General features: G+C 68.6%; 12 protein-coding genes and 3 pseudogenes. 6 read left to right on the plus strand and 9 right to left on the minus strand.

Translation table 11 applies throughout. The annotated features are described in order from the left end of the window. Window positions 1-2: 2 nt before the first annotated feature. Window positions 3-578, minus strand: a complete 576-nt coding sequence (locus C8250_RS42090) for a TetR/AcrR family transcriptional regulator (RefSeq protein ID WP_138358780.1) — start codon at window positions 576-578, stop codon at window positions 3-5. A 650-nt stretch (window positions 579-1,228) separates the two neighbouring features. On the opposite strand from C8250_RS42090, the gene C8250_RS42095 reads away from it, so the two are divergent. Beyond that, window positions 1,229-1,765 carry a hypothetical protein gene (locus tag C8250_RS42095; RefSeq protein ID WP_232486200.1) on the plus strand — a complete coding sequence of 179 codons (537 nt, stop codon included), beginning with the start codon at window positions 1,229-1,231 and terminating at the stop codon, window positions 1,763-1,765. An 11-nt stretch (window positions 1,766-1,776) separates the two neighbouring features. On the opposite strand, the gene C8250_RS42100 is transcribed toward C8250_RS42095, so the two are convergent. Together C8250_RS42100 and C8250_RS44290 are read right to left on the minus strand one after the other, a co-directional pair. After that, entirely contained in the window at window positions 1,777-1,965 is a 189-nt protein-coding gene (locus C8250_RS42100) for a hypothetical protein (protein ID WP_138358778.1), read from the minus strand. Window positions 1,966-1,990: 25 nt separating this feature from the next. Further along, window positions 1,991-2,152 (minus strand): annotated as a pseudogene (locus tag C8250_RS44290) (ALF repeat-containing protein); the annotation flags it as partial. A 299-nt stretch (window positions 2,153-2,451) separates the two neighbouring features. Here C8250_RS44290 and C8250_RS42110 point away from each other — a divergent pair. The 4 genes and pseudogenes from C8250_RS42110 to C8250_RS42125 all read left to right on the plus strand — a co-directional run bounded on the left by C8250_RS42110 (window position 2,452) and on the right by C8250_RS42125 (window position 5,185). Continuing rightward, a complete protein-coding gene (locus C8250_RS42110; RefSeq protein WP_187145209.1) occupies window positions 2,452-2,898 on the plus strand; it encodes a hypothetical protein in 447 nt (148 codons plus the stop codon). 118 nt (window positions 2,899-3,016) lie between these two features. Then, window positions 3,017-3,313: pseudogene (locus C8250_RS42115) on the plus strand (RraA family protein); the annotation flags it as partial. Window positions 3,314-3,439: 126 nt separating this feature from the next. After that, a complete protein-coding gene (locus C8250_RS42120; protein WP_138358774.1) occupies window positions 3,440-4,615 on the plus strand; it encodes a hypothetical protein in 1,176 nt (391 codons plus the stop codon). A 111-nt stretch (window positions 4,616-4,726) separates the two neighbouring features. Then, on the plus strand, window positions 4,727-5,185 hold the full coding sequence (locus C8250_RS42125) for a DUF6042 family protein (protein WP_138358772.1): 459 nt from the start codon (window positions 4,727-4,729) through the stop codon (window positions 5,183-5,185). Window positions 5,186-5,714: 529 nt separating this feature from the next. On the opposite strand, the gene C8250_RS42130 is transcribed toward C8250_RS42125, so the two are convergent. The 5 genes from C8250_RS42130 to C8250_RS42150 form a co-directional block, all read right to left on the minus strand. Further along, window positions 5,715-7,466, minus strand: coding sequence for a beta-galactosidase family protein (locus C8250_RS42130; RefSeq protein ID WP_138358770.1), 1,752 nt, complete (start codon window positions 7,464-7,466; stop codon window positions 5,715-5,717). 164 nt (window positions 7,467-7,630) lie between these two features. Further along, a complete protein-coding gene (locus C8250_RS42135; RefSeq protein WP_138358768.1) occupies window positions 7,631-9,076 on the minus strand; it encodes a ricin-type beta-trefoil lectin domain protein in 1,446 nt (481 codons plus the stop codon). A gap of 166 nt (window positions 9,077-9,242) precedes the next feature. Further along, window positions 9,243-10,586, minus strand: coding sequence for an extracellular solute-binding protein (locus tag C8250_RS42140; protein ID WP_138358766.1), 1,344 nt, complete (start codon window positions 10,584-10,586; stop codon window positions 9,243-9,245). Between the two features lie 80 nt (window positions 10,587-10,666). Beyond that, window positions 10,667-11,614: a carbohydrate ABC transporter permease gene (locus C8250_RS42145; protein WP_138358764.1), complete on the minus strand. Its 948-nt coding sequence runs from the start codon at window positions 11,612-11,614 to the stop codon at window positions 10,667-10,669. 2 nt (window positions 11,615-11,616) lie between these two features. Continuing rightward, entirely contained in the window at window positions 11,617-12,534 is a 918-nt protein-coding gene (locus C8250_RS42150) for a sugar ABC transporter permease (protein ID WP_244809744.1), read from the minus strand. A gap of 255 nt (window positions 12,535-12,789) precedes the next feature. Here C8250_RS42150 and C8250_RS42155 point away from each other — a divergent pair, with 255 nt between their 5' ends. After that, a complete protein-coding gene (locus C8250_RS42155; protein ID WP_232486201.1) occupies window positions 12,790-13,887 on the plus strand; it encodes a LacI family DNA-binding transcriptional regulator in 1,098 nt (365 codons plus the stop codon). 5 nt (window positions 13,888-13,892) lie between these two features. On the opposite strand, the pseudogene C8250_RS42160 reads toward C8250_RS42155, so the two are convergent. Further along, window positions 13,893-14,132: pseudogene (locus C8250_RS42160) on the minus strand (ABC transporter substrate-binding protein); the annotation flags it as partial. Window positions 14,133-14,137 lie beyond the last annotated feature (5 nt).

Genomic DNA, 14,137 nt, shown 5'->3' on the forward strand with positions numbered 1-14,137 from the left:
GCTCACGGCGCACTCTCCTCGATGGCCGAGGCGTACGAGGTGGGCCGATCCAGCAGAGCGAGCATCGCCTCGTACAGGCCGCGCAGCTGCGCGCCCGGAAGCGGGGGCATCAGGTGCGCCGCCCCAATCCACATCACGTACAGAAGCGTGGCCATCTGTTCCGGTTGGGGGTGCCCGGCCTCATGGCAGAGATCGCGCAGATAGGCGATCCGAGTCGCGTCCACGCGTCCCTGGACCGAAGCCGCTTCAGGGTCCTGTTTCGCCCAGGCCCGCATGGCGATCTCCAGATCCGGACCGGTGTCCTTGATCGCCTCCACGACGAGCCGGCCCAGCCGCTCCCGCGCGGGCAGCTCGGCGAGCGCCTGCACCGCATCGATGATCGCCGTGGTGTGTTCAACCTCGAAGTGGGAGAGCAAGCCGCGCCGATACTTCGGCATCGACCCGAAGTGGTGGTAGAAGGAACCCTTTGACATGCCCATCCGCTCGCACAGCCGGTCCAGGGTCACCGCCGGGGCTCCCTGTTCGGCCAGCAACGCCAACCCCTCGGCCAGCCACGCCGGCTTTCCCGCGCTCATCATGATCCCTCACTCCATACCAGAAAGTTTGGTATGGAAAGAGTAGCAGAGGAGCTCCCTGTCCGAGTGAGCTAGCTCTGACCAGGGGACAAGCAGGCTGAACGCCAAGAACCATCAACGGTGAATCCAGATACCTCCACACAGAGGAACTGCCGCTGAGGGTTCCGGGCATGACGCTGCCGGCGGCGCACTGTCACCGAGATGCTCACCGGCGCGGGTCTGTCCCGCCTCTGGCCGCACCGCCGCGCGCACGCCTTCTTCGAGGAAATCGGAGCGGTTGTGCGTGCATGGGAAGCTGCGACGGCGTCGCTCCAAGATCACGGTTTGCAACAAGGTCGAGTTGATGTGCGGCGATCATGAGTTCGCGTTCGACGGTCTTCCCGACGTCGTAGCGGGGCGCCCGGTGAGGGTTCGAGGATCCGGTGAACGTCCGGTGCCCGTGCCGTTGGATGAACACGGGTCGGGAGAGCAGGCGGGCGCGGATGTTCCTGAACCCCGACGGAACCAAGCCGGGGTCTGCTGCTCCGCCTTGACCGGTTCTCCCAGGGACGCCGGAGGGTCTCCCGCGACTGGCCAGGCGCGCTGGAGCTGGGTGCGTCGGACATCCGATACAAGTTCTCCCCCGTATGGGGAACAGGTCATCCTGCGTGCTGATGTGCGACGACCTGCGCCTCAGCACGATGGAACGCATGCTGAAGATCGACGCGCTGCCCCAGGTTCCGCGTTGGGCTGTCCTCGCCGCCCACGCCGTACCCCTCGTTACCCTGCCGTCCGGCCTGTGGCGGATCGCCCAAGTTTCCGGGCTCCCGGTGGCCGAGCAGTCGGGCCGGAACGGCCGCGAGGTGGTGTTGGCCGTCTCGCTGACCGTGATATCCGAAGGCCTCGCCCTGCTCGCACTCGGGTTGGTGCGACCTTGGGGCGAGATGGCACCCCGCTGGCTCCCGCTCATCGGCGGGCGGCGAGTGCGTACGCTCGCGGCGGTGGTCCCGGCGCTGCTCGGGGCGGCGGCGCTGTGCACGATAGGAGGCTGGTTCGCCTGCTCCCAGGCGGCAGGCCTGATCGCGCGCGTCACGCAGACGCCAGCCCAGCAAGTGCTCCTCGTGGCTTGCTACTCTCCGCTGCTGGCCTGGGGGCCCCTCCTGGCGGCCACGACGGTCGCGTACTACCGGCGCAGGACGACCGTGCTGTAGAGCGAAGGATCCTAGGACGCGTTGCTCATTTCGCAGTCGGAGCCGATCAGGTTGACCTTCCCGGTCTTGGGGACCGTCGCTGTTTCGGCGCAGGTGAAGGTCATGGTGAGGTCCCTTGCCGTTGAGCCGACCCAGGCGCGCGCCTCGTTGTGGGGCTCGATCGTGAGGTAGCCGCCAGGCGGCGCGGATGCGATCGTCATGGAGTTCAGCAACCGGCTCCTCAGTGTCGAGGAAACGCGGGACGTCGTCATCGCTTCCGAGTAGGGCGACTCGTGCTGCCGCCTTGACTGCTGGGCCGCCCTCGCTCCAGAGCTCAACTACCCGGCCCCGGTCCGTCAGGGGGGTGGCATCGACAGGGTCCACGGGGTACGGCGGCTCGTCGGCCATCGCAGGGGGAGTGGTCCCCAAAAGCCCTACGACAAGGGACAGTGGCAACAGTGCGAGGCTGAGGTTTTGCACCACGCGCGATGCCCTTCCCGGACGGATTGTCCGGGGCTCTACTTTTCTCACGGTGACTCATCTCACTGACCGGCAGTCAATTGCTGCCAGGGGCTGTGCGTCGGCGCCGCAACCGCCTTCGCTGACCTGCTCCACGACTATTTGCGGGTGCTGGGCCCCGCCGTTGTAGTGGGGGCCACCGAGGTGTCGGGCTGACGGTAGGCAGCGATCGCGCCCTCCACGTCGCCGTGCTCCTCACGTATTTCGGCCAAACGCTGCGCGGCGTGTCCGTGGTCCTCGGGCTCCGCGTACGCGAGCAGTTCCTCGATCCGGTTGTGCGTGGCCAGCGGATCGGCGACCTGGTCGCGACTGTTGACAGAGGTGACGTGCCGGGTACGCAGCAGGGCGATCGCGTCATTGGTGCGGTCCTGGCGTTCCCGGATCGTGGTAAGCAGGGCGAGCGCAGTGTCGGCGTCGAGGCCGCGGCCGCACCACGGCGTGTCGCATCGGTGGTCGGTCGGGATCCAGGTGGTCAGCAGCGAGGCGGCGAGGAATCAGTCTTCGACGACGGGGCACAGCAGCTCGAATGCCTCGGCGCCACGGTCGTGGCGGGCGAGCAGGCGCCCCACGAAGGCGAGGGCCATCCGGTCGCCGGCCTGCGCGCACGAGGTAGACGGCGCTGGGGTCGGGCCTGATTCCGTACGCCTCGCTGAAAGCCGCGGTTCGTAGGCGGCTACCAACGCCCGCCTGCCCGCGAGCCACCTTCGAGCCTCCCTCGGCGAATGCCGGAGCGGCGTTTGCATGCGCATGGCCTTCCCCGTCTTCGCCCGCGGCGTCATCCCGATCCCGGGCGCCAAGTCGGCCGCCCAGCCCCTCGGCATCCCGGTCCGCTGCGGCGGTGTGGATGTACACCCAAGCGACGTCGTCGTCGCGGACGAGGAGGTCATGGTCGTCGTACCGGCCGCCCGCCGGGACGAGAACCTGGGCGCTGCCCGGGCGAAGCTCGCCAAGGAGGCCGGGGAGTTCCTCGACGTGTGGGAGGGGGCCCACCGAGCCCGTATCGAGAAGGCCATCGGAGAGCGGATGGACATGCCGCGCCAGGACGACTGATCGGTAGACGCCGTATTCGACTTCCGTTCACCTGTCCGTTCCCGGTGAGACGCGCGCTGCGAGCAGGCTGCTTCGGCACGGTCGAATTCACCGAGGAGACAGATGAAAAGAAGGTCGTTTGCAGCCGTGGGCCTGGCTCTGGCGCTCAGCGCGATATCGGCCACCGCCATGACGGCGAACGCGACCGCCTCCGGGGCCGGGGCCGGGGCCCGTGCGCCGTTCACGCTCGCCGTGTACGGCGACGCCCCGTACGGCACCTCGCCGACCGACACCTCCGAGTTCGACGCGACGCCGGCGTTCATCGCCAACGTCAACGCCGACCCGGACATCAGCACCGTGATCCATGTCGGCGACATCCACTCCGGCAAGCAGTACTGCACCGCCGCTTACGACCAGTCCGTCGCCGCGCTGTGGAAGACCTTCGCGGATCCGATGGTCTACACCCCCGGCGACAACGAGTGGGCCGACTGTCACAAGGCCAAGGAGGGCGGCGGCACGTACAACCCGCTCACCGGGAAGATCGACTACGTACTCGATCCGGCCACCGGCCATTCAGTGGACTACGCTTCCGGCAACCCGGCCGCGAACCTGGATCTGGTCCGCAAGACGTTCTTCCCCAAGCCGGGCCACACCCTCGGCAGCGGGACGCTGCGCGTCCTGTCGCAGGCGCAGCTGCCGAACTGGGCGCACCCCGAGGACGCCAAGTACGTGGAGAACGTGCTCTGGGTCAAAAACGGCACCCTGTTCGCGACGGTCAACGTGCCCGGCGGCTCCAACAACGACGCTGACCCCTGGTACGGCGCGCCGACGGCCTCACGGCAGCAGCTCGACGAGGCCGCCCAGCGCACCGCGGCCGACCTGCGCTGGCTGGACACCGCATTCGCACTCGCCAAGGCCGGCGGCATGTCCAGCGTCGTCGTCACCACCCAGGCCGACATGTGGGACGTAGACGGCAAGACGGCCGACCACGTGGCGAACTACGAGCCGGTCGTCTCCAGTCTCGCCAGGCACACCGCCGCCTTCGGCAAGCCGGTGCTCCTGCTCGTCGGCGACTCGCACGTCTACCGCTCGGACAACCCGCTCACCCAGGGCGCGCCTTGCACGGGTGACGAGGACGTCTGCGCGTACGACGCATGGAACAGCCACCCCGGCTACGCCGTCCCGAACTTCCACCGCATCGTCGTGCACGGAAGCACCACACCCCTGGAATGGCTGAAGCTGACCGTCACCCCAGGAGCCCACAACCCGACGACGTCCACCTCGTTCGGCCCGTTCACCTGGACCCGCATCACCGAGAGCTGAACAGCAAGCCCGGAGCTGAACAGCAAGACCAGCGGCGGCCCGAGGATTACCTCGGGCCGTCACTGCCATGCGGAGTCAAGCGGCGCGAGCCGGGCGTAGAGCCCGTACGCTGTGGGCCACACCACGCTGACACTGTTCCCGATGCACAGGGTCGCCATGTGCTCGGGCAAGGCATCGGGTACGAGCAGCGTCATGCCGTACGCGTCGAAGAGCCGTCGGATATCCAGGAGCGTTGAGAGGCAGCTTCGGATCGACAGCGTCTACGAGGGCGACTCCTACCGCAGCATCGAGCTGTTCGATCCAGACGGACAGCGTCGCAGCGAGGTGAAGACCAGCCTGGACCGCGTCGCCCGGCTGATCGAGGGAGATACCCATGGCCGCCGTGAAGCGCTCCGTCTCCTCACGGAAACGGGCGACTTCACTACGAGCCGCGATCTCACGGGCCTTCCGCCTTACAGGGTCTTCGCCATCCGGCGCGATGGGGAGCAGTTCGATCAACAAAGGATCGCTATCCATGGCGCCACCGAGGGCAGCAGGATCCGGGTGACGCTGCCCCGGGGTACGGACTGAACCGGACCGACAGTCACCCGGCCGTGCGCCTGATCGTGCTGATCCCCGACCGCCGGGACAGAGGCGTGCAAGGCGCTGGATGTAGGAGGTGGTTGTCTCCCACTGCAGGGGGGCCGCACGCCAGGAGCTGGGGTTCTGGTGCGACCCGACGCCAACGGATTTAGCACTCGTTCCGGGATGAAACACCGGGAGAAAACGACCTCGAAGAGGGAGCGTCCCGAAGCGGCGGAAACCTCGAGGGGCTGAGTACCGGTGCGGGACCCGCCGGCGGACCGGCCGTAGTAGTGATGAAGTCCCTGTAATGGGGGCGGAGCGAAGGGGCCGGGTCATCCGTGGCTGTGTTCGTTCGATCAACCAGGTGTTCCCTGGGAGGAGTCGCATGGGCGAGCCGAAGTTGGCAGAAAAGCCGTTACCCCGGGTACACCGGACCAGGCGTCCGGCACCTGACCAGGAACGAAATCCGGTCCCGAGGACGGCCGGCGTTCATGACGGGGCTCCTGGCCTACGGGTTGGCATACGGCGGCGACCGCTACTGCTCGGTGGGGCCCAGGTCCGGGGTCGGGCGCAGCTCGACGGTACGGGGGCGGTGGGCGGCGTGCAGTTCGAGCACGACGATCTCGTTGGCGCCTGCCCGCAGCACCGGCTTCGGCACGTACAGCGACCCCTGTGGGCCGCGCGACCAGTAGCGGCCCAGGGCGAAACCGTTGACCCAGGCGTTGCCCTTCGTCCAGCCGCGCAGGTGGAGGAAGGTGTCGGCCGGCTCGGCGAGGTCGACGGTGCCGCGGTGGAAGGTGGGCCCGGTCGGCGTCGTGGTGGTGTTGGTGAACGGCAGCTGCGTCAGGGAGGTCAGCGGCAGGGGCCGGCTGCACCACCCGGTCAGTGCGGATCCGTCCAGGAGGATGGCGCCGAGCAGTCCTTTGCGGTCGTGGATGCCCGGCCCGTAGTTGACTCGCCCCTGGTTCTCCACCAGCACGCTCAGTACGGTGCCCGCGCGCGGCACGGTGAAGGCGATGGCCCGCTCGTGGTTCTCGCGCTCCAGCACCCCGATGGGCAGGCCGTCGAGGAACACCTGGGCGCGGTCGCGCACCTGCTCCACTTCCAGCAGTACCGGTCCTGCCGCGGGCAGCGCGGTCTCGTACAGTACGAATCCGAAGTCCTGCCCGAGTTCCTCCATCGTCAGTGGCCGCTCGGACGCCACCGCGTCACCCAGATCGGCAGCGCACGCGAGCAGGGAGGCGCTGTCGGTGAGCGCGATGGTGTGGGGGGCGAGTTTGGCCCCGGGGTGGGGGACGGGCTCGGCGGGGACCGGCGCGTACTTGGCGAGGACCCGGCGGAACGCGGTGAATTTCTCGGTGGGGTCACCGGCCTCGTCCAGCGGTGCGTCGTAGTCGTAGGAGGTGATGGTCGGCCGGTAGGTGTGTTTGTCGTTGGCGCCGTTGGTGAAGCCGAAGTTGGTGCCGCCGTGGAACATGTAGAAGTTCACCGAGGCCCCGGTCGCGAGCAGTTCGTCCAGCTCCTGGGCGGCCTGGGCCGGGTCGCGGATGACGTGGTGGGCGCCCCAGCGGTCGAACCAGCCGTTCCAGAACTCGGCGCACAGCAGCGGGCCGGCCGGCTGGTGTGCGCGCAGGGCGGCCAGGCTCTGCGCCGAGCGGCTGCCGAAATTGGCTGTCGCGAGCACGCCCGGCAAGGCGCCCCGCTCCAGGTCGGCGGGCTGGTCACAGGTGAACAGCGGCACGTCGACACCGCACCGGCGGAGCGTGGCGGCTAGGTGCTCCAGATAGGCGGTGTCGTCGCCGTAGGCCCCGTACTCGTTCTCCACCTGCACCGCCAGCACCGGGCCGCCGCGGGTGGCCAGGTAGGGCTGCAGGGGGGTGAGGAGCTGGGCGAGGTAGCGGTCCAGCGCGGACAGGAACCGGGGGTCCCGGCTGCGCAGGGCGATGTCCGGCTCGGCCAGCAGCCAGGACGGCAGGCCGCCGCCCTCCCACTCGGCGCAGATGTACGGGCCCGGCCTGAGCAGTACGTGCAGCCCCTCGGCCGCGGCCAGGTCGAGGAAGGCCGGCAGGTCCAGTTCGCCGTCCATCCGGAAGGAGTCCGGGCGCGGCTCGTGCAGGTTCCACGGCACGTACGTCTCGACGGTGTTGAGGCCCATCAGGCGGGCCTTGTGCAGCCGGTCCGCCCACTGCGCGGGGTGGACGCGGAAGTAGTGCAGTCCTCCGGACAGGATTTGGAAGGGTGCGCCGTCGAGCCGAAACCCGCTGTCGTCGAAGTCAAGAACGGGCATGTGCGAGTGCTCCTGTGCTGAAGGGGGAGTGTGAGGTGGGGCGGTGCCGGCCTCGAAGAGGCGGGTGGGCCGGCCAGCCGCGCGGAGGGCTCCCGCGCGGCCGGCCGGGTACCCGTACGCGCCGGCAATCTGTTACGCCGCGGAACTGCTGGGGCGGTGAACTGCTAGAGGGTCTGCCACTTCTGGTTGTCGCCCGCCCAGCAGTCGTAGAGCTGGCCTTGGGCGGTGGTCTGGTCCAGGTCGAGGCAGCGGCCCGACTGGACGCCGCGGATCGTGCCGTCCGAGGAGAACGTCCACTTCTGGTTCGCGCCGCCGTTGCAGTCGTAGATGCCGACCGCGCTGCCGTTGGCCGTCGCCTGGCCGCCGACGTCCAGGCACTTCTCGCCGTTGTAGACGGTGAGCTGTCCCGACGGCGTCCTGGTCCACTTCTGGTTGTCGCCGCCGTTGCAGGTCCACGCCATGACCTGGGTGCTGTTGGTATGGGTGGCGCCGGGGACGTCGAGGCAGCGGTTGGTGCCGCTGAGGCTGTGCAGGGCGCCCGTGTGCGCGCCGGGATCCAGGCCCCAGGCGTACTTGAGCCGGTCGATGCCGCTGATGTTGCGGACGCCCAGCGACAGGTTGGTGCCGCTGCCCTGAAGGGCGAACAGGGAGTAGTAGTCGTAGGTGGGCCGCTCGTTGTGCGGGCCACCGAGGGCAGGCCAGTAGACCGCGCCCACGCCGAGGGCGCGGACGGTGTCGGTGTCGGCACGCAGGTAGCGGATGAAGTTGTCGGTGCTGGTGGTGGTGTTGTAGTTCAGGCCGTCGTCCATCGGCGCGCCGAACTCGTCCAGGACGGTGCGTGAGGCGCAAGGGCCGATGCCGTCCTTGAAGTGGGCGACCCATTGGTCGTAGGTCTTGGCGGCGCTCATGAAGGCGTAGTGGTGGTAGGAGAGGTAGGTCCCGTCCAGGCGGCTGTCGCCGCACACGGGCTTGACGTCACCGTTGTAGCCGACACCGCTGATGAAGATCCGGCCCCGGGGGACCGAGGGGCGGTCGGCGAGCCAGGTGGCGGCGACGTTCGTCCACTCGGTGGCGTCGTAGCCGTGGGGCTCGTTCATCGGCTCGAAGTAGACCAGGCCGTTGGAGCCGTACTTGGCGACAACGGTGTTCCACATGGCGTTGCAGGCGGCCATGTCGACGATCCGGCCGTTGGAGGACGCCCCGTCCTCCCAGTAGGACAGGACGACCTTGAAGCCCTTGGCGGTCGCGGAGTCGATGGCGCCGGTGTAGGCGTTCCACCAGGCGGTGCCGACGGATTTGGTGTTGACCGGCAGGCGGACGGTGTTGGCGCCGAGGGTGGCCTTCAAGCCGTTGTAGACGGCGTCCGCCTTGGCCTTGACGGTGGCGTAGCTGTCGGTGACGTTCAGTCCTTCGAGGACGACGGGTCCGTCGACGTAATTGTCGCCCGGGCGGGCCCAGTTCACGCCCTGGAACTGTGCGGCGGCGAACGGCGGGGTGTCGGCTGCGGCCGGGGAGGCGTCGGTCAGGGCGGTGAGCGGTGCGAACAGAGCGGCGCCCAGCAGACAGGCCAGGACGCGGTGGACGGTGCGGGACGGGGAGGGGTGGGGCATGGCTTTCCCTTTCTGTGAGGCAGTACCTCGGGGCAGGCACGACGACGAGCAGGAGGAAGCGCATGGCGATGCCGGGGCGCGGTCCGGTGGGCCGGGAGCGGGGCCCCGCCGCCGGTCGGGTGCACGTCGGCGGGGCGGGCATGCGCGGATGATCGCGCGCCGGGGTCTACTTGACGGTGAAGCCCTGGTCCTTGGCGTACTTGAGGGAGGCCTCCTGCCAGGCCTTCAGCCCGCTGTCCAAGGTGGTGCCGCTGACGTACGCCTTGCCGACGGTGTCGTTGAAGACGCTGTTGGCGTAGACCTGGAAGGGCAGGTAGGACCAGCCGGGGGCGACTTGGGTCGCCGACTGCGCGAGTACCTGGTTGATCTTCTGGTTGCCGAAGTACGGGTCTTGCTTGTCCAGGAAGGCGGGGGAGTTGAGCTGCTTGGTGGTGGCGGGGAACGCGCCTGCGTCGACGCGGCTCTGCGCGCCCGCGTTGACGGTGGCGTACTGCAGGAAGGCGTAGGCGAGTTTCTTGTTGGCGCTCGCCTCGGTGAGGGCCAGCGAACTGCCGCCGTTCTCGGCGGTGACCTTGGCCCCGCTCTGCCACTGCGGCATGGGCGCGACACGCCACTTGCCGGTGCCGCCCTTGACACCGGATTCGAGGGGGCCGGGCATCCAGGCGCCGGTGACGAGCGAGGCGATGCTGCCGTCGCCCAGCCCCTGGTACCAGGCGTCGCTCCAGGCGGTGACCGGGGAGAGGAGCTTGCCGCTGACGAGCTGCTGCCAGGCGGCGGTGAACTTCTTGGTGCCGGCCTCGTCGAAGTTCACGCCGACCTGGGTGCCGTCGACGGTGTAGGGCTTGCCGCCGGCCTGCCAGATCATGCTGGTGGCGAATCCGGCGTCGCCGGTGTCACTGGCGAGATACGCCTTGGGGTCGGCCGCGTGCAGCTTCTTGGCTGCGGCGAGGTACTCGTCCCACGTCGTCGGCACCGCGATCTTGTACTTGTCGAAGACCTCCTTGTTGTAGAACAGGGCCATCGGGCCGGAGTCCATCGGCAGGCCGTACACGCCCTTGGCGCCGGCGTGGACGGAGCCCCACGGGCCAGGGGTGAAGCTGGAGTTGAGCTGGTCGGCGCCGAACGCCGTGAGGTCGGCGACGGACTTGGCGAGCGTGAACTGCGGCAGGGCGTAGTACTCGATCTGCGCGAGGTCGGGGACGCCCTTTCCGGCCTTGACCGCGTTCTGCAGCGCGGTGTACTCGTCCTTGTTGGTGCCGGCGTTGACCAGCTTGACCGTGACCTTGGGGTACTTGGCCTGGAAGTCGGTGACGACCTTCTGCAGAGTCGGCTCCCAGGCCCACACCGTGATGCTGCCGCCGGTGTCCAGGGCGGCCTGGAGATCGGCGGCGGACGCGGGCTGCGCGCCGCCCGAGTCCTTGGAGTCGGAGGAGCCGCAGGCGGTCGCGGTGAGAGCGACCGACAGGGCGGCCGCGCCCAGCAGGAGGGCGCGACGGCGGGCTATCGCCATGAGGGTGTTCCTTTTCATGAGGGTGTCTTCAGACGTGGATCGGGGTGCGGGGGAGAGGGGTGAGTGGGGCCGTGCGCCGGTCAGCCCTTGACGCTTCCGGCGGCCAGGCCCGACTGCCAGTACCGCTGCAGCAGCAGGAACGCCGCGATCAGGGGCACGATGGTCAGGAGCGATCCGGTGATCACGAGGTTGAACACCACGTCCCCACCGACGGTGGCGGCCTGGGCGTTCCAGCTGTTGAGGCCAAGGGTCAACGGATACCAGTCGGGGTCCTTCAGCATGATCAGCGGCAGGAAGTAGTTGTTCCAGGTCGCGACCACGTTGAAGAGCAGGACGGTGACCATGCCGGGTGCCAGCATCGGCATGCTGATCGAGAAGAACGCGCGGAACTCGCCGGCACCGTCGACCCGGGCCGACTCGAGGATCTCCTTCGGGACGGCGTCAGTGGCGAAGGTCCACATCAGGTACAGGCCGAACGGCGAGATCAGCGACGGGATGATGATCGCCCACGGGGTGTCGGTCAGTCCCAGCTCGGAGAACATCAGGAACGTGGGGACCGCCAGCGCCGTGCCGGGCACGGCAACCGCTCCGATGACGGTGGCGAACACGGCCCGCTTGCCGACGAAGTCGAACTTGGCCAGCCCGTACCCGGCGAGCGTGGCGAGCAAGGTCGCGCCACCCGCACCGACCACCACGTACAGCAGGGTGTTGAGCAGCCAGCGGGTGAAGATCCCGTCGTTGTAGGTGAAGGTGTCGGCGATGTTGCCGAACAGGGCGAAGTCACCGTCGAGCCACAGGCCGAAGGAGTTGAACAGCCCCTGCTGCGTCTTGGTGGCGTTGATCGCCAGCCAGGCCAGCGGCAGCAGCGTGTAGATCAGCATGATCGCCGTCAGGGCGGTCAGGGTGGCGCTGCGCCGCTTGTGGCGTGAGGTGCTGCGGGTGGCGCGGAGCGTGAGCGGGCCGGAGCGGGTACCGGGGCGCCGTGCCGGGCGGGGTGTGTGCCGCAGGCGGGGAGTGGTGGTCGCCATGGTCAGAGTTCCTTCCGCATGCCGCGCAGCTGGACGGCGTAGGCGATGATCATCGTGATCACGCCCATGACGATGGCGATGGTCGCCGCGTAGTTGAACTGCTGCCCGGCGAAGGACAGGGAGAAGGCGTACAGGTTCGGGGTGAAGTCGGACGTGATCGCGTTCGGCGCCAGGTTCTTGAGGATGCTCGGCTCGTTGAACAGCTGGAAGCTCCCGATGATCGAGAAGATCGTCGCGATGATCAGGGCCCCGCGCAGCGCCGGGAGCTTGATCGCCCGGATGATCCGCAACTGTCCCGCTCCGTCGATCTCCGCGGCCTCGTAGAGCGCCGGGTTCACCGTCCGCAGTGCCGAGTAGAGGATCAGCATGTTGTAGCCCACGAACTGCCAGGTCACGATGTTGCCGATGGACGCGAGGACCAGGTCGGGCGAGAGCGGGTCCGGGAGGGTGATCCCGAACGCGTCGTTGAGATTGCCGACCAGGCCGAAGCGCGTGCCGTACATGAAGCCCCACATGAGTGTGGCGACAACGGCCGGCACCGCGTAGGGCAGGAACACCGCGATCCGGAAGAAGCTCGATCCGTACAGGCGGCCGCTGTCGATGGCCAGCGCGAGCAGGAGCGCGAGGAACAGCATGATCGGCACCTGCACGGCCAGGAAGGCCGCCACCCGGCCGAAGGACGACCAGAACTGCGCGTCGCCGAACGCCTCGGTGTAGTTGTCGGCGCCGACGAAGCTGGTTCCGCCGATCAGCCGGGTGCGGAACAGGCTCAGGTAGATCGAGTATCCGATCGGGGCGAGGAAGACCAGGGCGAACACCGCCATGAACGGACCGACGAACTGCCAGCCGGTCCACGACCGCCGTTCGGGGGCCGATGGCCTCGCGGCGGGTCGCGCCCCCGCCTCTGGTACTGCGGCCACCATGTCGCTCCTTGCTCCTCGCTGCTGGGACACCGACCTGTCCGGACGATGGGTGTTTACGTAAACATCGTGCCGAACACAAGGCGCCGACCCGATCCGTGCAGGGAGGCCGAGCGGGCCGGGCAGCGCGATGTTTACGTAAACTTGTGCGGTAGCGTGGCACCCGTCACGCCGATCGGTCAAGGTTTCGCGGACGTTACGTTTCCGCTGGCCGCACTGGCCGGCGACGGGCGGACGGACAGGAGTGAAGGGGTGATGGACCTGAGTGAGCGGGGAGCACAAGATCCTGTTCCTGCCGGCGGCGCGCAGCGCGGCGGCTCGGGCATACCGGGCGGACGCCGCAAGCAGCGCGTGTCCATGGCCGACGTCGCGCAGCGCGCGGGCGTGTCGTCCCAGACCGTGTCGCGGGTGTCCAACGGCCACCCCGGCGTCATCGGCTCGACCCGCGAGCAGGTACTCACAGCCATGCGCGAACTGGGCTACCGCCCCAACAGCGCGGCACGCGCCCTGCGGTACGGACAGTTCAACACCATCGGCGTGATCCTCCACGGCCTGTCCACCACCGGTAACAGCAACACCGTGGAGGCGATCGCGACCCAGGCCGCCGCCGAGGGATACGCCATCACTCTGATCCCCGTCGACATCCCGACCCAGGACAACGTGCTGGGCGCCTTCACGCGGATGGGCGAACTGGCCGTCGACGCCGTCATCGTGTTCATGGAGATCCACCTGCTCGACGCCGGCACCGTGGCGCTGCCGCCCGGCGTGCCCGTGGTCGTCGTGGACTCCGACGCCGGAGACCGCTACCCCGTCGTCGACACCGACCAGACGGGCGGCGCCCGGCGTGCCGTCAGCCATCTGCTCGACCTCGGCCACGCGACCGTCTGGCACGTGACCGGCCCGGAGTCGTCGTACGCGAGCGAGCGGCGCGCCCGGGCGTGGCGGACGGTCCTGGAGGACGCTGGCCGGCCGGTGCCGCCGCCCCTGCGGGGCGACTGGTCGGCCGCTTCGGGCTACGCGGCCGGCCTCGCGCTCGCCGAAGAGCCGCAGTGCACCGCGGTGTTCGCCGCCAACGACCAGATGGCCCTCGGCCTGCTGCGCGCCTTCCACGAACGAGGCAGGGCTGTCCCCGGCGACATCAGCGTGGTCGGGTTCGACGACATCCCCGACGCGGCTCACTTCATTCCGCCCCTGACCACGGTGCACCAGGACTTCGCCGAGGTCGGCCGGCGCAGCGTCCAGGAGGTCCTGCGCCAGATCCGCGAACACGACGTCCCGCGCTCGGGCACCGACATCGTCTCGACGCGCCTGACGGTCCGGGACAGCACGGCGCCGCCGTCCCGGCCCGCATAGCGGGTGGCTTTGACGCCGGCCTGCTTCAATGCGGTGACCTGGGCGGTCAGATCCTGATCGGTCGGCTTGATCTTCTGCTCGACGATGCTCAGCTTGTGCTGCCGCGCGGCGTAGGTGGCTCCGGCGAGGGCGTTCTCACCGTATTCGCCTTCGAAGTAGACATGGCCGATCTTGTCGCCCGGCTGCAGCTTGGCCGTACGGACGAGGAAGTCGACGCCGTTGACCATGTCGATGTCGTAGGCGGCGGCGG

The organism is Streptomyces sp. So13.3 (assembly GCF_005860785.2).
GTDB lineage: Bacteria > Actinomycetota > Actinomycetes > Streptomycetales > Streptomycetaceae > Actinacidiphila > Actinacidiphila fildesensis.

What these genes read in the sequence shown, in the direction of transcription:
- C8250_RS42090 (WP_138358780.1), bottom strand. Translation starts at nt 578, where the DNA reads ATGATGAGCGCGGGAAAGCCGGCGTGGCTGGCCGAGGGGTTGGCGTTG.
- C8250_RS42095 (WP_232486200.1), top strand. Translation starts at nt 1,229, where the DNA reads ATGTGCGACGACCTGCGCCTCAGCACGATGGAACGCATGCTGAAGATC.
- C8250_RS42100 (WP_138358778.1), bottom strand. Translation starts at nt 1,965, where the DNA reads ATGACGATCGCATCCGCGCCGCCTGGCGGCTACCTCACGATCGAGCCC.
- C8250_RS42130 (WP_138358770.1), bottom strand. Translation starts at nt 7,466, where the DNA reads ATGCCCGTTCTTGACTTCGACGACAGCGGGTTTCGGCTCGACGGCGCA.
- C8250_RS42135 (WP_138358768.1), bottom strand. Translation starts at nt 9,076, where the DNA reads ATGCCCCACCCCTCCCCGTCCCGCACCGTCCACCGCGTCCTGGCCTGT.
- C8250_RS42140 (WP_138358766.1), bottom strand. Translation starts at nt 10,586, where the DNA reads ATGGCGATAGCCCGCCGTCGCGCCCTCCTGCTGGGCGCGGCCGCCCTG.
- C8250_RS42145 (WP_138358764.1), bottom strand. Translation starts at nt 11,614, where the DNA reads ATGGCGACCACCACTCCCCGCCTGCGGCACACACCCCGCCCGGCACGG.
- C8250_RS42155 (WP_232486201.1), top strand. Translation starts at nt 12,790, where the DNA reads ATGGACCTGAGTGAGCGGGGAGCACAAGATCCTGTTCCTGCCGGCGGC.